20 protein-coding genes are annotated in these 18,908 nt (G+C 48.9%); 10 read left to right on the top strand and 10 right to left on the bottom strand.

Going from position 1 to position 18,908, the window contains the following annotated elements:
- Positions 1-1,395 precede the first annotated feature (1,395 nt).
- The gene (locus HX823_RS21810) at positions 1,396-1,869 is read left to right on the top strand and encodes a hypothetical protein (RefSeq protein WP_177076623.1); all 474 of its coding nucleotides are present in this window, start codon (positions 1,396-1,398) and stop codon (positions 1,867-1,869) included.
- A 341-nt stretch (positions 1,870-2,210) separates the two neighbouring features.
- On the opposite strand, the gene HX823_RS21805 is transcribed toward HX823_RS21810, so the two are convergent.
- Together HX823_RS21805 and HX823_RS21800 are read right to left on the bottom strand one after the other, a co-directional pair.
- On the bottom strand, positions 2,211-2,375 hold the full coding sequence (locus tag HX823_RS21805) for a hypothetical protein (protein WP_177076620.1): 165 nt from the start codon (positions 2,373-2,375) through the stop codon (positions 2,211-2,213).
- Positions 2,372-3,580, bottom strand: a complete 1,209-nt coding sequence (locus tag HX823_RS21800) for a zincin-like metallopeptidase domain-containing protein (RefSeq protein WP_177076618.1) — start codon at positions 3,578-3,580, stop codon at positions 2,372-2,374. Before HX823_RS21800 ends, HX823_RS21805 begins: the two co-directional genes overlap by 4 nt.
- A 237-nt stretch (positions 3,581-3,817) precedes the next feature.
- Here HX823_RS21800 and HX823_RS21795 point away from each other — a divergent pair, with 237 nt between their 5' ends.
- From HX823_RS21795 to HX823_RS21785, 3 genes are all read left to right on the top strand, one after another.
- A complete protein-coding gene (locus HX823_RS21795; RefSeq protein ID WP_108538173.1) occupies positions 3,818-4,339 on the top strand; it encodes a hypothetical protein in 522 nt (173 codons plus the stop codon).
- A gap of 64 nt (positions 4,340-4,403) precedes the next feature.
- The gene (locus HX823_RS21790) at positions 4,404-4,775 is read left to right on the top strand and encodes a histone-like nucleoid-structuring protein, MvaT/MvaU family (protein WP_108538174.1); all 372 of its coding nucleotides are present in this window, start codon (positions 4,404-4,406) and stop codon (positions 4,773-4,775) included.
- 128 nt (positions 4,776-4,903) lie between these two features.
- Positions 4,904-5,464: a hypothetical protein gene (locus HX823_RS21785; protein ID WP_177076616.1), complete on the top strand. Its 561-nt coding sequence runs from the start codon at positions 4,904-4,906 to the stop codon at positions 5,462-5,464.
- 14 nt (positions 5,465-5,478) lie between these two features.
- Here the strand turns inward: HX823_RS21785 and HX823_RS21780 are convergent, their stop codons facing one another.
- Entirely contained in the window at positions 5,479-6,135 is a 657-nt protein-coding gene (locus HX823_RS21780; RefSeq protein WP_177076614.1) for a tetratricopeptide repeat protein, read from the bottom strand.
- Positions 6,136-6,283: 148 nt separating this feature from the next.
- Positions 6,284-6,994, bottom strand: a complete 711-nt coding sequence (locus HX823_RS21775) for an endonuclease NucS domain-containing protein (RefSeq protein ID WP_256350208.1) — start codon at positions 6,992-6,994, stop codon at positions 6,284-6,286.
- A 180-nt stretch (positions 6,995-7,174) separates the two neighbouring features.
- On the opposite strand from HX823_RS21775, the gene HX823_RS21770 reads away from it, so the two are divergent.
- Positions 7,175-8,302 carry a restriction endonuclease gene (locus tag HX823_RS21770; RefSeq protein WP_177076612.1) on the top strand — a complete coding sequence of 376 codons (1,128 nt, stop codon included), beginning with the start codon at positions 7,175-7,177 and terminating at the stop codon, positions 8,300-8,302.
- Positions 8,303-8,404: 102 nt separating this feature from the next.
- Here HX823_RS21770 and HX823_RS31860 read toward each other — a convergent pair whose 3' ends face one another.
- From HX823_RS31860 to HX823_RS21755, 4 genes are all read right to left on the bottom strand, one after another.
- Positions 8,405-9,256: a hypothetical protein gene (locus HX823_RS31860; RefSeq protein WP_218169946.1), complete on the bottom strand. Its 852-nt coding sequence runs from the start codon at positions 9,254-9,256 to the stop codon at positions 8,405-8,407.
- Between the two features lie 18 nt (positions 9,257-9,274).
- A complete protein-coding gene (locus HX823_RS31855) occupies positions 9,275-10,069 on the bottom strand; it encodes a DUF262 domain-containing protein (RefSeq protein ID WP_218169945.1) in 795 nt (264 codons plus the stop codon).
- Between the two features lie 67 nt (positions 10,070-10,136).
- Positions 10,137-10,961: a GIY-YIG nuclease family protein gene (locus HX823_RS21760; RefSeq protein ID WP_177076609.1), complete on the bottom strand. Its 825-nt coding sequence runs from the start codon at positions 10,959-10,961 to the stop codon at positions 10,137-10,139.
- 211 nt (positions 10,962-11,172) lie between these two features.
- The gene (locus HX823_RS21755; protein WP_177076607.1) at positions 11,173-12,774 is read right to left on the bottom strand and encodes a tyrosine-type recombinase/integrase; all 1,602 of its coding nucleotides are present in this window, start codon (positions 12,772-12,774) and stop codon (positions 11,173-11,175) included.
- A 253-nt stretch (positions 12,775-13,027) separates the two neighbouring features.
- Here HX823_RS21755 and HX823_RS21750 point away from each other — a divergent pair, with 253 nt between their 5' ends.
- Entirely contained in the window at positions 13,028-13,423 is a 396-nt protein-coding gene (locus tag HX823_RS21750) for a nucleotidyltransferase domain-containing protein (protein WP_038848306.1), read from the top strand.
- Complete coding sequence (locus HX823_RS21745; protein WP_038848311.1) at positions 13,413-13,862, top strand: DUF86 domain-containing protein; 450 nt, start codon at positions 13,413-13,415, stop codon at positions 13,860-13,862. Before HX823_RS21750 ends, HX823_RS21745 begins: the two co-directional genes overlap by 11 nt.
- A 57-nt stretch (positions 13,863-13,919) precedes the next feature.
- On the opposite strand, the gene HX823_RS21740 is transcribed toward HX823_RS21745, so the two are convergent.
- On the bottom strand, positions 13,920-15,146 hold the full coding sequence (locus tag HX823_RS21740) for an MFS transporter (RefSeq protein ID WP_038848315.1): 1,227 nt from the start codon (positions 15,144-15,146) through the stop codon (positions 13,920-13,922).
- A gap of 282 nt (positions 15,147-15,428) precedes the next feature.
- On the opposite strand from HX823_RS21740, the gene HX823_RS21735 reads away from it, so the two are divergent.
- Together HX823_RS21735 and HX823_RS21730 are read left to right on the top strand one after the other, a co-directional pair.
- Positions 15,429-15,683 (top strand): hypothetical protein, encoded by a 255-nt coding sequence (locus tag HX823_RS21735; RefSeq protein WP_177076605.1) that lies wholly within the window; start codon positions 15,429-15,431, stop codon positions 15,681-15,683.
- A gap of 125 nt (positions 15,684-15,808) precedes the next feature.
- Complete coding sequence (locus tag HX823_RS21730) at positions 15,809-16,474, top strand: hypothetical protein (protein WP_371317973.1); 666 nt, start codon at positions 15,809-15,811, stop codon at positions 16,472-16,474.
- Here the strand turns inward: HX823_RS21730 and HX823_RS21725 are convergent.
- Positions 16,464-17,426 carry a LysR family transcriptional regulator gene (locus HX823_RS21725; RefSeq protein WP_177076603.1) on the bottom strand — a complete coding sequence of 321 codons (963 nt, stop codon included), beginning with the start codon at positions 17,424-17,426 and terminating at the stop codon, positions 16,464-16,466. The two genes, HX823_RS21730 and HX823_RS21725, sit on opposite strands and share 11 nt — an antisense overlap.
- Positions 17,427-17,584: 158 nt before the next feature.
- Between HX823_RS21725 and HX823_RS21720 the strand changes: the two genes are divergently transcribed.
- On the top strand, positions 17,585-18,904 hold the full coding sequence (locus HX823_RS21720) for an MFS transporter (protein ID WP_177076601.1): 1,320 nt from the start codon (positions 17,585-17,587) through the stop codon (positions 18,902-18,904).
- Positions 18,905-18,908: the final 4 nt, after the last annotated feature.

Raw genomic sequence — 18,908 nt, 5'->3', positions numbered from 1 at the left:
AGACATTGTTGAAGATAAGAGAATGGGTGAGAAAGGCTTTGAAAAAGTTAAAGGCGCAAACGAGAAATTCACAGGCTCATTAAAATTTCAGAGTTTCAAATAAGGAATTTTTTAAAAGGGTATAGAATTTTATTGCAAAGGGGTTGATGCGTTTTTCGCTTAACCCTTTTCTTTTTATTTGCAAATGCTATAATTTGGATAACTAGAAGAAGGTGAGCAACATGAAGAAGGAAAAGATTAGGTTAAATTTCTTACAGAGATTTATAATTATATACGCAGGTATCTAAACGTTGCCAATTGGAAACGTTCTCGTACAAGGTACGTCAAATGTTAATACTGCGTATTATGATGCTCACCTGATTCTCTTTCACGTCGCGCCATTCATTTTTGGATTGATTACGTTGCCAGTTTTTTATTTAATCAATCAGATTGATTACAAACCAAACTTTTCCAGTCCTGATGTTTACGATAAGCGAATCAAAGCGTTCAAGTTGATAATGAATATCCTGGTATGGGTTTTCATCTACAGGGCATCCATGGTCATGTTGTTCGGAGTGCCATTTTGGAGCTTTGCGGGGGAAACGGCAGTTGTGAAGTTTTTCCTCCATGAATTGTATTACGTCGATCTTACACAGATTCAAATGAGCTTTAAGAGAAGTGATCCTTCAGCAATGTTCGGCTCTATGTTTGCGTTTACAATAATTTGGCCGATTACTCTCCTGGTTGGAATGTTCACTTTGGTGCTGATGAAAAATAGAAGCTTACGCAATGACAATAGAAGAACTGCATGAATACAAATGTTGGGATATGAAAAGGCCACTCTTCAGTGGCTTTTTTATTGGGGATAATTTTTCGAGGTGCATTACGGCTTTGCCGTAGAGGGGAGATTTATCTGGTTTTGTACGTTGGTAATTTATTGAGAGCGCTCAATGGTAGGGAAGTACAGTAAAAATCTAACAAAGCATTTATATGCGGTTTAGGCAGAATCAAAACTTGTTCATTGGGGGTAATCAAATTTTTGCTAGGTAATATTAATCCGGTTTGGATGGGTAGAATCAGTTCGCATGAGTTGTTCATAATGGTAATTGTTTGTTTAGTCTAATTATACCATTCTGGTTTTGCCTTATTTGCCATTAGCGAAAATATTCATAATTATTTATTAAGTGTTTATGAGGTGGATATGAATTACTTATTAAGTAATTATGAAATACTTATTAAGTGGTTCTTAAATCATTGGTTTTTACGGGTTGGATACGGGTTGGTGAGGCTTCCGCACACGTCCTGTGTTGAAATTGGCAGGGCAATGCCTCGCAAAAAAGACCAGAATTCAACACAGAGCGCCTATGCTTGAGCGCTAATAGGCGGTTTCCACGGTTGAAAAGGAGAGGGTGGGTGATGAAGGAGTCGTACAAGCTGTTGGTGACACTCAACAAAAACGAGCTTCGCCCTTTGCTGGATGAAAAGAAGATCCTGCTATCTAGTTTGTACAGTCAGGCAATAGCGCACTGCATTGACCACGCGACCAAGCACCGTGACTACACGCTATTCGTGCCTTTGGTTGAGGTCTTCGATACACGCGACTACAAATTGTTCGTGTCAGGTTGGGTTTGTGAACGGCTTGGGTTATTGAGCAAGATGGGACCGAACGGAGCTGTCTTTGCTCGTAGTGGGAATCCGCCGAACGAGCGCATGAGCTGGAAGGTAAGTCTTGAAGAGTTCGCGGCAAGGAAATTCAAGATTGCTTTGCCCGTGAAAAAGCTAGTCCACGACACCAAGCCGGTCGAGAAGGGTAGGAAGAGCCCCAAGAAAATAGACATGCTTGATTCCTGGGCGCGGCTACCTGGGAGTTACGGTAGCGGTAAGCGCTAAAATCTGTTTCTGATGCATTTATGAAGTAGATGTGAAACCCCTATGAGGCTCTTCATAAGCATTGAGCAAATGGCTATGAGCTGGTTCTGAGCTGTTGATGAAACGCATGTGAAATGGTTCATAAGGATTTATTAACCACGTCAGAACTGTTTCATAAGTGTTTATGAAGTGCTTAATAATGTGGTGGATCATGAATTAATTTTTGGCTTCAGTAAAATGATTGATCCATGGTTTTTAGACTGAAGGGATATCAAAACCTTTAATTTACTGATTTGCGGATATCAAAGCCAAAAAAACAGGAATCTCTTCCTGTTTATTTTCTAAGATCACATTATATTTACTTAGTAAATCCTTTCTGGCGGAATTTCTTTATACGGTTCATTTGTGGATTCCTCCACAAAGCATTCCTCTGTAAGCATTCCATGCTCGTAAAGCTCCATCAGCTCTACGTCTCCATCAATGAGATCTTCAAAAGCTTGTTTTCTGTTTTTATCGAAATTATTCATATTTTCAATGTCATCTTCTTTTGTTGTTGTATGGGTGTGGCAGTCTCTACCTGGATGTCGTGGCTGCTGATGGTCGGCGGCTTCACCTGTGGCGTGGAATCCACTTCAGAGCGAGATAGGCGCTGTTTGATGAAGTCAGAGACGGGTAGGGTGGGGTCGAGTTCGTACTTTGCTTTAAGGTCATTCTCAAGCTTGTAGATGATCTCGTTCGCTGTGCGATCTGCATCTGCTGCGGCTTTGAAAACCTGATCAGGCTTGTCTCTCAAGCCCTTTAATGCCCAACCCACATCGTAGGTTTGGTGGTTCTTGAAAAAGGCATCGTCTAACTGGTCGCGCATGCCATCGGTGATGTTGAAGTTCAGGTGCTTAATCACGGCTTGAGCTGACAGATTAGCTACCAACTCTTCATAGGCCCTGTGTTCATCACTCAGAGCATATTTTGCGAGGCTTTCACGGTTCTTGCGACTGGGTACTCCGTATGAGTGACTGACCTCATGCAATAGAGTGGATAGCTCGTGTAGGTCGCTCTTGAAGTAGCTAGACGGGGCAAGGTAGATGGTGTCTTCACCTGGGGAGAAGTAATTGCTGTGTTCCGCCCCTGCGTGCCTTTTGAGCGGTGTGGGCATGGTATCCATTACTGACTGAAGCACGGTCTGTACTTCTGACGGGGTAGGGATCTTGGCGCGCTGCGCCATCTGCGCTTTTATCTTCTCGGGTAGCTCGCCCGTGAACTGCTGCAGGTTGAAGACAGGGGATAGCTTTGAAGCACGTCTATAGATGGCTTTGCCTTCCCCATTGGGCTCCTGGTCATCGTTACCCCCAGTACCTGGCTTTTCGCCGTCTTTTACAAAGCCGATCTGCATACCGAAGTTGTGAACAACGAAGTCTCCCTTCTCGCCCTTGTTTGACAGGCCAGCGTCGTAGCCCTGTTTCGCTGTGAGGTAGTAGGGCAGTTCAAAGCCTTTCTCTTTCCCTAGCATGGACAGAAGCATGGAGTTTTCGAGGTTGTAGACTGTTCCTGACATGGGATTCAGGTATCGGATTTTGAAGCACGGCGAATTCCACACCGGCACGTCTGGATTTTCAGACTTGAGCATTGCGCAGATGCTATCGACCTTCCCCGCTAGGAATCCCTCTAGCTTCTCTTTACTGTTGTCGATGTACTCCTTTTTTTCTTTGTATGATTTTCGTTTAGCTACTGCCATTTGAATTCAGTTTGTTATATGAGTGATTTTACCATTTGTATTTTAGAAGGCATTCGCTACGCGAAATAAAGACTGGGACACCGTATTGAGGCAAACTGTTAGGCATTGCAGGGAAAAGCAATTTTTAAGCTATATCTGCCGGGTTTTGCAGGCACGAAAATATTTCTAGGATCGATCTTGATTGATCCTCAAGACTGGAGCTATGGTTTTGCCTCAAACCAAAATTGAGTGATTCAAATGAAAAGGATTTTGACTGCTGTAGTTATCTCCCTGTGTGTAGCTTCTGCAAGCCATGCTGACGACCGTTTCACCTTTGAGAAGTACCCAGCCTCTGCGGTTTCCAGCAAGGCTCTAGCAAAGGTAGATTGGTCGAGTAACAAAGCCCTACAAGGGCAGTGGCGCATAAAAGAATCTATCGAAGGCGCCGTTGGCAAGAAAGCCGATTTTGCGGGGCACTTTGTGGTCGCTACTTATGGTTGCGGCACGGGATGCCAAGCCACGGTCTTCGTAGATGTGAATGATGGGAAGCTCTACAAAGCCCCAATGCAATTCCCAAGCGAGTCAGACGCGCTTGCCCCAGCTAATGGTGGGGTTGCCCACAAAGCCAGTAGCAATGCAATATTTATGAGCGATTTGCGTTACTACAAAGCTGGTAGCCCTGACATGATGCAAAATGACGGCGTTGTCTTGTGGAATGAAAAGGCAAAAAAATTTGAACTTGTAGCAAAATCCAAACCTTTTCTAGTGAAGATGGATTGACCACTTTTCAGATTTAAATGATTTCATGTATGATCAAATCACAACCCATTTAAAGGTACGCACAATGTCGAAGCTTGCAGAATTCCGTCAGCTTGAAAAACACCTTGCAGAGCAAATGGCCCAACTGGAAGCCTTGAAAGGTGACGCTGGTTTGGCTGAAGAAATCAAATTTGAAGAGAAGCTGCGCAATCTGCTAGGTCAATATGGCAAAAGCTTGCGTGACGTGATCGCAATCCTCGATCCAGCTTCGCTTAACCGCAAAGGTGCTGCTGCTCCTGTAGCTGCCAAAGCAACCCGTCGCGAGCGTGTGGTTAAGGTTTACAAGAACCCGCACACTGGCGAAACAATCGAAACCAAAGGTGGAAACCACCGTCAGTTGAAAGAATGGAAGAGCGAGTTCGGTGCTGACACCGTTGAATCGTGGTTGAGCAAGTAACACCAGCTATCATGCCGCCGCAACGGCGGCATGTGCCTCACCTGTTCTCCTTCTGCCCCTAAATCTATGATGACGTAATTGGGTGTACTATCCCATACTCATTGCGTTTGAACAGGGGTACGACAAGGATGAACAAGGCCACAGCCGCTTTTCTATGGATTTTTTTCTGCGCTGCCTCTCAAGCCCAAGAATTCGACTTCAATGGTGCCGTGTTGGGAATGAAGCTCACTGAGTTTCAAGCTCTTCCCGTAATCAATGGAAAGCTGACCCCTGACGGTAAGGCCGGTTGGTGCGACCAGAGAGCAGGGAAACTGGTGTGTCATCGCGTTGGGGATGATCCATTTGGGCAAATCTATGGTCCTGCATTGGGCGACTACCACTTCGACAAAGACAAAAACGGTGAGCTTCGCCTTTACATGATTATGCTCATGGCCGACCGTAGAAATTATCCGATTGCTGAGTCGGGACTTACCCAAAAATGGGGGGCTGGCAAATCGGTCGTTTCAACTGCAACCAACGGACTAGGGCAAGAAATCAAGGCAACTACTCTGAGCTGGAACAAGCCGGATTCCGCTATCACGCTTGAGGCCCCTTGTGGGAACGTCAAGTACCTTTGCCTGACATACACGCACAAATCCCTAGCTAAAGATGTAGCAGGTTCAGTACCGCCTTCAGGTTCCGGCTTCTAAGACCGTGACGAAAATCATTCGGCGGGTTTTCTATATTTTCTGACCTTATCTAGAAAGCTTTTTGCCGGTTTGAGTGATGAGTATTTTGAATACAAGGCGTAGGAATCCATCATAGCCTTGTCTCTCTGAGCTACAGGCAATAACTGAAAAGCATCAGTTGTCTTTTGACTGGTTTTGGTTAGTTGAAATACCGCATTCCATACCGCAGCTGAATATTTATCACTGATAGATCCGCTGCCATAGGTAGAGGAAATCATTAGAGCGGCACTACCTTCTCCCAGTAAAAATGCCTTTTCGTAGTATTGAATAGCCTTAAGCGCTTCTACAGAAGAATTACTTTCTCTATAGAAATCTGCGTGTCTATTACCTAATTCTCGAAGCGCTGCTATCGACCCTGCTTCACTAGCTTTGGTTAGGTAGCTTTCACCTATAGTAGTGTTCTGTGGGACACCTTTACCGTCCAGGTAAGCTCGCCCAAGGAAATACATAGCGTCAACGTCGCCCTGGTCAGCAGCTAGCTTGAAGTAGTGCACTGATTTGGCATCATCCTTGAAATCCTTTTGGAGGTAGGCCATTCCCAAGATGAGCTGCGCACGGTAGTCACCTTTATCTGCATAGGGCTGAAGAGCCGAAGCGGCTGGGCCAAACTGACTCTGAGTGTACAGAGACATTCCTTGCTCGAGGGTAGGGGGCTTATCGCAGCCTACAAGCATCATGGCTACCAAAACCGCAGAGTACAGGCGCATCCAACACCTCGGGCCGAAGGGATGAGTGCAGCATAGACGCTGATCTGTCTACAGTAGGTAGGGCTGGTATTCATCACCCCCTGAAATTGGCGGCTTTGACCTCGTTCAAAGTGAAGCTGATGTGATACTCGAAAAGCGAGACGTTCGGTACTGCCACGACTGCATGACGCAAATTCTGGCTAATGTCCTTTGCGACAATGACTCCCTTCACCTTCGTTCCTCCTTCCCTGTTCGTAATCAGCCAGCCCATGTACCGGCTTATCTGGCCTATGGCTTTGTCGGCTACGCGACCGCGTTTCAGCTCAAAGACGACATAGGCGCCATCGCTGTCTATTGCCAGAATGTCTATAGGGCCAACACCAGTGGGGTATTCAACGCCGTCTCGTCCTTGGTCATCGACGTATAGGCGCAAGCTTTTGCCATCAACAGACAGTGATTCGATGTTATGAGCAATGAAGTCTCGCAACTGCCATTCCAGCTCAAAGACGCTGCCCCGAGCATCGTCAGGCGTTTCATCACCTTCCTGCTCTAGCTCTTCGTTTTCCAGGTCTTTAAGTGCCGTTTGCGGCGTTCCTGGGTGAAGGATCAAAACCTGTGTCTCGGTTTCTTCAATGACCCAACCCATGCGGGCAAACCCTTTACGAAGCTGCTGTGAGTTAGCTTCGTTAGGGTTCATTGGAGGGGCTTCAGTTGGGTTCTGCCTGCACCACTCTTTCATAGGGAAGAGGCCGTTGGCACCTTCTTGACCCGCTTTCACTATCAGGTATTTCTTAGGTGGCTGCATGAGCTGACTCAAATCCTTTCGTAGCGTAGTAGCGTAGATTACCCAGTTTTGCGACCAGAAAGGTCAATTGTTCTGGCTATTTCCTACCGAATAACTTGCATGTGAGGGTCAGATTTAGCGTCGAAACTCAGATCAACCTGTGGTAGATTTCAGAGAATAAGTGATTTCACGGAAAATAAAATGGCATATGAAACTGGGTTGGGAAATAGGAATTCGTGTGCAGTGATTCTTGATCCATTTTACTTATCTAAAATGATGGATGAGGAATTTAAAGCGTCTGGGGAAATACAAGTTCACCATTTAAATCGACTTGCTAGCTATCTAAATTCTGTCCGTGATTCATTAGACACTAAAATTAAAGGGCTTCGTGATTCGGATATTTATCATGAGCAAGCTCACTACCAAAAAATAGCAGATGATCTTAAGCTTGAAATCGACCTTATCACCGAAGAGGGTAGGTCTGATGACAGTAATCTTAATGATAAATGGTGGTCTGCGCATTTAGTTGCTGAGAACGCAAAAGATCGGAATGTAGGCGAACCACTTAATCAGGAACGATATCAAGATTTAGCATCGGTCGAAATCCACGGGTTTTTAAAATTCGTTGAGAATGGACCCGGTTTGCGTCTCATCCAGCCTAATGCGCTGGAGCTTTTTGCTGAAATTGCAAATGGACTTCGATTTAGTGGTGGTTTAGAAGCAGTCAATGAATTTATATCTAGACTCACCACTTTAAGTCTTGAGGTCAGCAGGTTTGAGTCCGCTTTTGTAAAAATATACAATCAAATTGACTTGATAAGAAACGCTTTTTCTTCGCAGAAAATAACATACATCAATGGCGAGATTGATTACGCAAAAATATATAGAATTCTCAAAAAGAATTTTGGTTATGACTACCCGCATAGCTTGATATGGTGGGGGGCAGTTGTTTATACCGCGATGAATACGACGGAAACTCTGGAAACCTATCAACCCTCCACGCTTCAAGTTGGCTTGGGTTTTGAAAATCACGTAGAGAAACTTTATAGAGGTTTTGGATACTCCGTTTCCACCACGCCTTCTTCGGGTGATTTTGGAGTCGATTTAATAGCTATTTCAAACACAGAAAAGATTGCAATCCAATGTAAGAGATACGCTACTCCCGTTGGACCTGAAGCGGTCATGCAAGTGTATTCTGGTGCCGCATACTATGAATGCACCCGTTTTGCGGTTTTTTCAATTAACGGCTTTACTAATGCTGCTACCGAAATGGCAAAGAAATTGAGAGTTGAATTGTTCAATATCGACGCATCTGATATTGCTCAGTGAAGGTACTCAGTATGTTGAACATAATGGTGATGAAAGAGCCAAAAGGTATTAGGAAGCTGTGCTTGCAGTTTGCAACTGCCAGCATCAGCTTCCTTATGTGCTTTATAGCTCTGGATTTAGCGCTTCATTGAGAGCAGCAGCAATCGCGGCAGATCGTTTGTCAATAAACTTGTCATAGTCATCATCAAGCACGCCGTAGGTTTTTGGGCTGCCAATGAAGTGCGACTTCAATGTTGCTGATAGTTTTGAATTAGTACCTTCGAATTCTCCCACATACAAGCTTGGTGCCTTTGCACGAATCTTATTATTTGAAGCCGAATCAATCAGAGTGATATTGGCAACCAAATTTGGTTCGCTCTCTTTGAAATTTTTATTAACGAAAGCCTTGGGGAAAAAGTGATGGTAGTTTCTGCTGGACGCAATTTTCAGGTTTGAGTTATCCAATATCACGTCGCTGTTATCGTCAAGGTTTTTAGGCTTTTGAGAGGCGAGTAAACAAAGTATAGTTTTAATGTACGAATTACCCGCAGAGAACCAGGTTTCAGCAATGTCTTCAGCAGATACTTTAAGCTCATCCCCTGGGTATTTAGGTTTGCGCTCCTTTAATATTTGAGCAATTTTTTTCAGGTCTTCCGCTATTTTGGTTTCGGTTGAGCCACTATAACGCCAGTTCAATCCGACCCAATAGAAAAATTGCTTCAATAACTTTGACTGTGTTTCAGTTGGACGCTTGTTGTCATTTTTGTAAAAGAAATAAGTTAGCGGAACTAGTAATGAGGAATAGGGGAGAAGTTGGGATACTGGAACATGTAGAGTTGTTCTGATGAAATCAACCGCAGAAAACATTGACGAAACCATGGGGTCCCAATTCGTAATGAACTTCTCACGTCCAATTTTTAAAATATCTTTAGCGCGGATACTACCTACTGCAATGGCTGCGACAGCCTGAAGCACTGTAGCTGCAGGAATCGTTTAAAATTTTGCTCTGACTAAACTTTTTGAAACCTCATCGCTACCATAAATTAACTCTTCATACTTCAAAGCAAGGTCAAACCCCCTAGCTTCATCGTAGGTCATAGCTACCATGATTTCAAATAAGGTCAGCGGTTTACCGCCTGTATTTATCCGGGCAAATACGTCACAAGCAATTTCAATTGGATAGTCTTTGATAGTGATCGTTGCAAAGTCATATGTTGTTAAATTAGTTTTGTACTCTTGAAATTTCTTGGCTTTTTCTTTTCCGATATCTTCAATGAAGTCTAATGCGTCCGAGGTTAGGAGGTCATGTACAGAAACATAAATCTTGTCCTCCTCTTGCTGGCTCGTTACTATCTGTTCGTCGGTCAAAGGATCGTAATCAAGATTTACATAAATATCTTTGTAATCAATTTCCTTTTTGTCTTTGGTTATGCGAATGCCCTTGCGAATAGCATATAGGGAGGTGATGCGTTGCTGACCGTCCAGTATGTATTGCGCATAGTCGCCTTTAGGCGTATCTGGTAATTTATGGTTGCCAATGTCTTTTACGGACCGCAAGGTATCCTTGGTCTTCCATAAGATGAACGTGCCGATTGGATAGCCTTTGAGAATGCTGTCGATTAGTTTGGCACTTTGTTCTTTATCCCAAACAAATTCACGTTGAAACATTGGCAGTTTAATTTGGCCAGAATCAATTTCAAGGAAAAGCGCTTCATATTTTTTGACGGCGTTTTCCGGTCGTAGAAGAAATTGAGGTTCTGCCTGGATTACCTTGCTTTTAACTGCCATGTATATTTCCTTATAAGTATTGCTTTCACAATAGTAATGAATGATTTTTTAAGGTTTCGTATTCTAGTCAGTTGCCATTCAATCCACTGTCACGAGTCAATAGTCTCTTTTTCCAGTGAATTTCCTTATCCTTCATCTCGTCAGCGCCAGTGTGCTTATCGGCAATTTCTAAGATGCTGAACCTGAAATGTTCAGAAAACGACTCACCCCGTTTCAGGTGAAGGTCACGTATTCGGGTGTTACCGCCATGCCCATTCTTTGAGTAAGTCACCCAACGATCCCACAAGCCACCTGTGCCCGTGGCAGAGCCTACATATAGCTGGTGTTCACCCTCGGTGCGGTCGGATATCAGGTAAACGCCTGCAACGCTGCTCAAAGCAGTCTGCCACGACACGATCCCTTCCCTGGCGATGATTTTCAATTCTTGGAAGCTAATGTCTACATCCTTAAAGCCGGGGAATCTCCCCACGGTCATTTTCCTTTCTAGGATTTCGGACAGCTTCATCGTGGGCATGCATGTCTTGAGGTACAGGTAGTTGGCCCTTGGTTTTTTGTACTCCAGGACCAGTCGCCCCGCCAGTTCTTCGAACTCTGGCACTCGGCGGTATTCGTAAACGTAGTCACGATGGACCTTGTCTTGGCGTACCTCTTTCACTTTCAACGAATCGTAGATCCCAGCTAGGAGCCAGTTCTTGGACTCTGGAATCTCAACAAGGCCGATGACGTATCGGCACTCGAAATTCTTCCTTGACTGCCACGACTGCCACTCATCAAAGTCACCAGCCAGGTACACGTCCATTGGGTGTTCGATCCCATTGTGCTGTGCCAAATGGATCTTGGTGTTATCGGGTGTCAGGGAAGGCAAGAGGCTGGTCAGGAACTGCATGAGCATGTTGGTAGAAATCCTCGGGCGATTCGAGAATCTAGCATTTGACGCATTCCGCTGCGCGGGGATATTTGCCTACCGGGTGTGATGAGTAGATGCAGGATTTCGAAAAAGAAAAAAAGGCGCTTCAGCCCGGTCTTTTTGGATACTGAGACGTGGGCTGAACGGAGCCAGTGGTAACGGGGTTTTGGGTAGTGATGAATAGAAGATCCTCTACCTAGTCAGCAAATTCATATTTCAACTTTTTTATCGCCTCAAATTTCTGTTCTGGAGACGCACCGTCACTGTAGATGTCCCATGTCACTTCACCAGTTTCATGCCCAACAATACATTTGACGGTCAATTCTGCGACGCCAGCGCGTTGGAGCTGTGTAATTACCGTGCCACGAAAGCTGTGAAAAACGTACTGTTCGTTAAAACCCATCGAAGTTTTCAATCGCCCAAAAGCCTTGCTCAAAAAATCTGACCTAATTCCATACTTGTTTCCAGCCGGGGAGGGCACCAAGAACCCATCCTTGGAGTTTTCTTTCATGCGTTTAATAATTGGGAGTAAATCGGGATGGATCGGCACCTTACGAATTGAGGAGCGGTTTTTGCCCTCATCCAAGGAAATACAGTAAACACCTTCGTCATCCACCAAATCTCGTTGAATTTCTAGCTGGCATATTTCTTCAATTCTCATGCCTGTGAAAGCACCAATGCGAATCGCATCCATCAAGTGTTGCCGGTTTTTACCTTTAACTTCTTTAGCTTTGGCATAAATTTCTTCGGCTTGTTTAACCGTGTAATTTTTACGCTCTGCTTCTACTTGAGCTTTACCTTTACGTGATGTAGGGAATTCGTGGTTTTGAAATGGGGGTTTCATATTCTGATATTTAGCTTCGAAACGTGTAAGATTATTCATTCCCCATTTGTAAAATGTATTGCCTGCCAAAACGTATTGTTTCTTTGTTTTAGGTGAAAGGGATGTTTGCGACTCAAGGTAGAGACGCACGCTTTTATGTTCCAATGGCAATTTTTCTTTTTTTAGCCAATCGTTAATCTTCTCCAAGCGGCTAACTTGCATGTCTACTGTCTTGTCAATGACTTTCCGAATCTTCTTTTGATACTCTGAAAACTTTTCTAGGTTTGCTTTGGTAAAGGGCGTTTCAGGTGCGTGTGATTCATAATGTTTAGCGGATTCCACCACATCTTTTCGCTCTGTAATGGTGAACTCATCTGTTTCGGAAAGTTCTCCCATAAGCATTTTTAAATCAAGCTGAGTGGTTAATCTGTTTAAGTACTTTACTGCGGCGACGATGGTTTCAAATCCTAACTTACCTTCCTTTTCAATGATCATGCTGTGTTTGACGTACCAGACATCAAACTCTTCTATAAGGTCTTCATATTCCTGATCAGAAATATAGCCTTGAATATGAATGTGCATAACCCTTTCTTTTTGTTCATCCCTTTTCACTACTAATTCAGTTTCGCCAAATTCAGCGCCATTGCCGATCAGGTCGTTTACCAGTTTGGCTAGATAATCCTTTTCTTTTTCCGCCTTTGTAGCCATGTACGACACGGCTACTTCTTTAACCTCTTCAAAATCCATATTCAGCTTTAAATCACCGCTTTCGTCACGCAGCAATTTTCGCTTCGTTTCTATCTCAGCTTTCCACCGCTTGATGTGAGGAATTTTAAGATTTTGTGCATCGGCTTTAGAGCCAGTCTTCAAGGATTGGGAAAACTGACTCTTCCCAAAATATTCTCGTAGGTCCTCTGGGATGACGAATCTGGCGTGCCATGTGCCCGCTTTGAGGATAAGATTGTCCGCTGCCATGCTAGGGCTCGCCTTTTTCGGTGGAGATACTGTTTTGTACCAGTATTTTGTACCAAAATGAAGCGGGATCTTCGCAGGGCTTGGGGTGTAAGGGCTGTAGAGAAGGTGGCGTATTTTCCCTATCTCTCCGCCATTATTGAATAACGAAAAACCCCCGATAACCTAAAGGTTGTCGGGGGTTTTTTGTTTGGGGCAGAAATTTGAAGATGAATTCTGCTACGGTCACTCATCGGATGGCACCATGAGTCGCAACATGAACGTTGAAGCAGTGTTGGCGCAGTTATTGGCGAGTGTCCCTGATCTGATGGCTGTCTATGTGTTTGGCAGTCAAGCGACGGGTGAGGCGAATGCCGACAGCGATCTCGACCTGGCAGTGCTTGCTGCCGGCACAGTGGACCCGCTACTGCTGTGGCAGACAGCGGGGGAGCTTGCTGACATCGTGGCGGTGCCCGTCGATCTGCTGGACCTGCGCGCGGCCTCCACGGTCATGCAATATCAGGTAATAACAACCGGGCGTCGGCTCTGGAACAAGGACAGTCAGGCAGGTATTTTCGAGAGCTATATCCTCAGTGAAAAAACCGCGCTGGACACTGCAAGGGCAGCGCTGTTGGCCGATATTCAGACGGAAGGAAAAGTGCATGGTCGATGATGTGCTCCTCAACAAGGCTTCGAGCATTGAGCGCTATGTGGCTCGCGCTCGCGAGGAGTACGACAAGGACCCTGACAGTTTCGCGACTGATTTCACTCGGCAGGATGCGGCGATTCTCAACATTCAGCGTGCCTGCGAAGCTGCACTGGATATGGGGCAGCATTTGATCCGTCGTGAGCGGCTGGGCGTCCCTCAGGGCGCACGTGACGTGTTCCAATTGCTATCCCAAGGTGGGTGGGTGAGCCCGTCCTTGTTGACCAACCTGAAGAATATGGTCGGTTTTCGTAATATCGCCGTTCATGAGTATCAAACCCTTCAATTGCCGATCACCGTTGCGATCATCACTCAGCATCTAGGGGATTTTCTGGCGTTTAGCTCATTTATTCTGACTAAGGATGCAAGTCAGTCAGGTGCCACCACCGATACTCATCCCCATTAAACGAAAAAGCCTGCTGAGCTCAACACTCAGCAGGCTTTTTAGTCAGTACTTCTCTGGTCAGGCAGGTTGCGCCGCCAAGCTATTGCTGACATTGCGCCCCAGCACCAGCACCGTCACAAAGCCCACGCCCACCAACGCCGTCGCCAGGCTCAACAGCACCGAAGTGCCCATCTGATCAACGATCCGCCCGCCAAAGAACGACCCCAGCGCAATGATCACCTGGAACAGCGCGACAAACAGCGGCATGCCACGCTCCACATCCTTGGGCGCTACCACAAACATCCAGATACTGGCGCAGGCCGGGAAGGCGCCGAAGGCGAAGCCCCAGAGCGCTATCAGCATGGCGGCGCCGGTCAGGCCGGTGGCGAAGTAGGGGAACAGGGCGGTGCTGGTGCCGATCATCAGCGCAACCAGCAGCAGGGTGTAGCGCACGCTGCGGTTGGCGGCGAATCCGGCAAAAATGTTACCCGCCACACCGGCTATGCCAAACATCAGCAGCAGTGAGCCGATAGTCGGGCCATCGAAGCCGGAGCTGTTCTTGAAGAAGGGCGCGACGTAGGTGTACGCGGCAAAGTGCGCCAGGCCGATCAGCAAGACCGCGATCAAGCCGACCCGAGCCCGTGGGTTGATGAACAACGCTGGCAGGTCGCTGACAAGAATGGCTTTTTCCGGCTTGAGCAATGGCAGCAGAAGAACCTGCGCCAACAGCACCGGCAGGCCCACCAGCGCGGTGACCAGGAAGGTCATGCGCCAGCCCATCAGGCCGCTGAGCCAGGTGCCGACCGGTACGCCGAGTACGGTGGCGAGGGTCACCCCCATCATGATGATCGAAGTGGCCTTCGCGACGTCCACGCCTTTGGGCGCCAGGCGGCCGCTGAGGGCGATGGCCGTGGCCCAGAAGCCGCCAATGCTGATGCCCAGCAATACACGGCCGAACAGTAGCAGGCTGAAGTCGCTGGCGAAGGCCACGACCATATTGGCGATGATCATGATCAGTGTCAGGCCGATCAGCAAGTAACGGCGATCCATCGCGCCAATGATCACTGACAGCAGAGGCGCGGCGATCGCGGCCATGATGCCGGGTAGGGTGACCATCAGTCCGGCGTGGCCGGCGCTGATGCCAAGGTCGGCAGCGACGTCGTTGAGTACGCCCACCGGCAGAAACTCGCTGGTCACCAGGGCAAAGGCGCCCACGGCGACCGAGAGAATCGCCAGCCACTGCTGTTTGACGCTCTGTTGATTATGTTCGGGAAGGCCGCGAGGGGCCTGGCTGGCACTTGGCATGGTGTTGGGTTCCAGGGTGAACGTCGCCCGAAGCCAGGCGAGGGGGAAGGAATTAGGGGGCGATTATAGGAATCAGTGCAGAAAATCGGGCAGGCGCTCGTTTCGATAGTAATCATCAGTGCTATCGATGCGACGCTCTAGTACGCACTACGTGGGCCATACACCTTTCATACAGGCTTCCCCAACGCGGCCTACAGGGAGGACATTGCAGTAGCACCGGCGACTTATTACCTTGTGATGGCGCACTCGATCCCGCGCGACCCACTGCAAAGGAATTGCATCATGAGCAAGAACACGAAAAAAACCTCCGGCAAGATAGCGGCTCTGGCGGCCGATACTCTCAATGATCCAGACACTTCAGCCATTGCCAAAAGCCTTGCCGCTTCAGCGCTGGCACAGCGTAGTACCGAGAAGCAGACGAGCGCTGAGCTGGAGGAAAAGGCGGGCAAGGTGCTTCAAAGCGACAAGTACAGTGAGGACACTAAATCCTTGGCGGCCTCGGTTCTCTCCCAAGCCAATAAAGAGCGGGGACGTTGAGTAAAAGACTCGCTGTTCTCCTGGTTTGACCACTCACATCAACCGGGCGTCCATCGGGCGCCCAGGAATGGCGACGGAATAAACCCAGGTCCTCAACCGTTAACCCTTCAGAGCTGCCGAAGTCCGTGCATACGCTGGATTTCTGTTCGGGATTATCGATTGAATTGGAGAGGTCCATGCTTGTTTATCGGAACACACTCAGCGAAGCATTGCCGCTTCGTGAACGTGCGGGCGCGATCGGTTTGGTGTTGAGCCTGGAAGGCGCCCGTTACTATGTATTCGTCAGTCGGCAATCACGCGATCAGGTCGCCAACAGCGCTGTGGGCAATAAGCTGAGGGTCAGTGCGCAGCTGCTTAAAGTCCCACCCTCCCCGCAGATACACCAGGTGAAGTACGCTGAATTGCTGCCCATTGCGCGGGACCTGGCAACGCAACGGGGGGTGGAAGCCGAAAGCCGGCATGCCGAAGAATTGTTGATTGAGCACTTTGATGAGTGCGTGCAAAACTTCGTCGCTTTACGCGGCCGTCCGCCGGCAAAAGCCGAGGTGTTTCTGTCCCACTGTCCGTGCCAGTCAAAAGACCCAGGCGCCAGCCCGGCGCGTACGCTCGCCGGTACTTATTACGAGGCCACCTGCAAGGCCAAGTTGATAAAGTTTTGCACGAGCGCTACCCGTGCCGCGATTTCATGGAAGGTGTATTACCAATTCGATATCGGCACATCGAAGCTCGATATCAATGAAAACCTCGGCAATCTAACGATGTGCAAACAGCCGGCGTTCATCAACTTTTAGAAACGTGCGCGCCGTGGTCAGCCAGGCGCGTTGCAAGGCTCTGAATAAACACGGCTTCCGCCCGACTCATCTTCTGCTCTCGATTCCACAGTAGATGAATGTCCACGTCCGTTATTCCCTCATCCGGCGGTAACCGCCAGAGCAGCCCGTTTTTCACATCCTCCGCCACCACATGGATCGGCAGGCAGCCCAGGCCGAAGCCGGCGATCACCAAGCGCCGCACTTCTTCCAGGCTTGAGGACGAAGCCACAATCCGCCCGCTGAACCCCTGCTGGTCGCGGAAAATCGTCAGCGGTGAGAGCATCCCGCCGATCTGGTCACTGGTGAAGCTCACGAAGTTCTCCGACTGCAGATCGCCCTCCGCCAAACCAATGCGCCCGAACAGCGGGTGATGGCGCCCGCAAAAAAACGCATAGCGCTGGCGCAGGAACAGGTGCTGTTCCAAGCGTGGCTGCGGTCGGCGGTTAAGACTCAGCCCCAGGGTCGCGGTTTTTTCCAGGAGCGCGGCGACGATGTCCGAGCTGCGCATTACCTCGACTTCCAGGTCGACCCGAGGATGCTCACGATGAAACTCCGCCAGAAATTCATCGAAGGTGTCCGAGTTGATCCGGCTGATCATCAGCAATCGCACTTTACCGATCACCTCATCGCCCGGTTTTTGCAGGGCATTGCTCATCTGGGACACCTGGCCGTACATCTCGCCGGCGATGGCGAAGATCTGCTCACCGGCCTCCGTCAACACAAAGCGCGGCCCACGGCGGACGATGAGTTGGCAGTCGAGCTGTTCTTCCAGGCGCTTGAGCGCCTGACTGATCGCCGGCTGGGTCAGGTGCAGGCGGGCGGCGGCGCGGCTGATGCTCAGCTCCTGGCCAATCACACGGAAGGTGCGCAGCAGGTTCCAGTCCAGGCGGTCGTTGAGCAAGGGATGAATGTCGCGGCGGGCTTCGGGCATGGCGCAGCTCGATAATAAGCAGAATTTATAATTGGAATAATAAATAGAAAATTGACTAATCATAGCCCCAAGACGATAAATCACCCCTAACAAGCGCCATCAGAGCGCATGCGTTCGACCTTTCTCCTGCCAAAAAAATAACCAAAGGAGCCAGCCCCATGAAGCCTTCCGCTTCGCCCCAGCCTCGCCGTGCTGCGGCCGCCGCTTTTATCGGCACCATGATCGAGTGGTACGACTTTTACATCTATGCCACCGCCGCGGCGCTGGTGTTTGGCCAACTATTTTTCCCCTCCGAAGACAAACTCTTCAGCACCATGGCGGCATTCGGCACCTTTGCCGTGGGGTTTTTCGCGCGGCCGTTGGGCGGCATCGTGTTCGGGCACATCGGTGACCGGATCGGCCGCAAGAAATCCCTGGTGATCACCCTGGTGATGATGGGCGTGGTGACCGTGTGTATCGGTCTGCTACCCACCTATGCGCAGATCGGGGCCGCGGCGCCGGTGCTGCTGATCCTGCTGCGTGTGGTGCAGGGTATTGCCGTTGGCGGCGAGTGGGGCGGTGCGGTGTTGATGGCGGGCGAGCATGCGCCGAAAGGTCGGCGCAACTTCTTTGCTTCCTTCGCGCAATTGGGCAGCCCGGCTGGGCTGATCCTGTCGCTGCTCGCGTTCAGTGCGGTCACCCGTCTGCCGGAAGACGCGTTAATGAGTTGGGGCTGGCGCGTGCCGTTCCTGGCCAGCGCGTTGCTGTTGGTGGTTGGCCTGGCGATTCGCCTGGGCGTGAATGAGTCGCCGGAATTTCTTGAAGACAAAGCCTTGGCGGAAAAAGCGCGGGCGATCAAGAAAGACCAGGCCCCAGTCATTGAAGTGCTGCGAACCGCTTGGCGCCCACTGCTGCTGTGCATCGGGGCCAATACCTTGGGCATTGCCGGTGTGTATTTCACCAACACCTTCATGATTGCCTACAGCACTCAGCAACTGGGCCTACCGCGCTCGTTGATTCTGGAGTGCCTGTTCTTTGTAGCCATCATCCAGTTTTGCGTCCAGCCGCTGGCCGCCTGGGTCGCGGAGAAGGTCGGCGCCACGCGTTTCCTGTGCGCAATGACGGTGCTGGCCATGGCTTCGCCTTATCCCATGTTCGTATTGGTCAGCAGCGGCCAGGCGCCGTTGATCATCCTCGGTATTGCCCTGGCGGTGGTGTGCATGGCGTCGTTTTATGCGGTGATCGCAGGCTTCGTCAGCGGCCTGTTTGAAACCCGCGTGCGCTACACCGCGATCTCCCTGGCCTACCAGGTTTGCGGTGCGCTGGCGGGCGGCCTTACGCCGTTGATCGGCACCTGGCTGGCCCACGAATACCAAGGCCAATGGTGGCCGATGGCAGTGTTTTACAGCTTGATCGCGGCGGTCTCGCTGGTGTGTGTACTGGCGTTGTCGCGCCGGCATGCCACCGCCCACCGTCATGAAATGGCCCATAGCGTTTGATGGA

Source organism: Pseudomonas sp. P7759 (assembly GCF_013386445.1).
GTDB lineage: Bacteria > Pseudomonadota > Gammaproteobacteria > Pseudomonadales > Pseudomonadaceae > Aquipseudomonas > Aquipseudomonas azotoformans_A.
The sequence above is the reverse complement of the archived record's forward strand: the minus strand, read 5'-3'. Positions and strand labels throughout refer to the sequence as shown.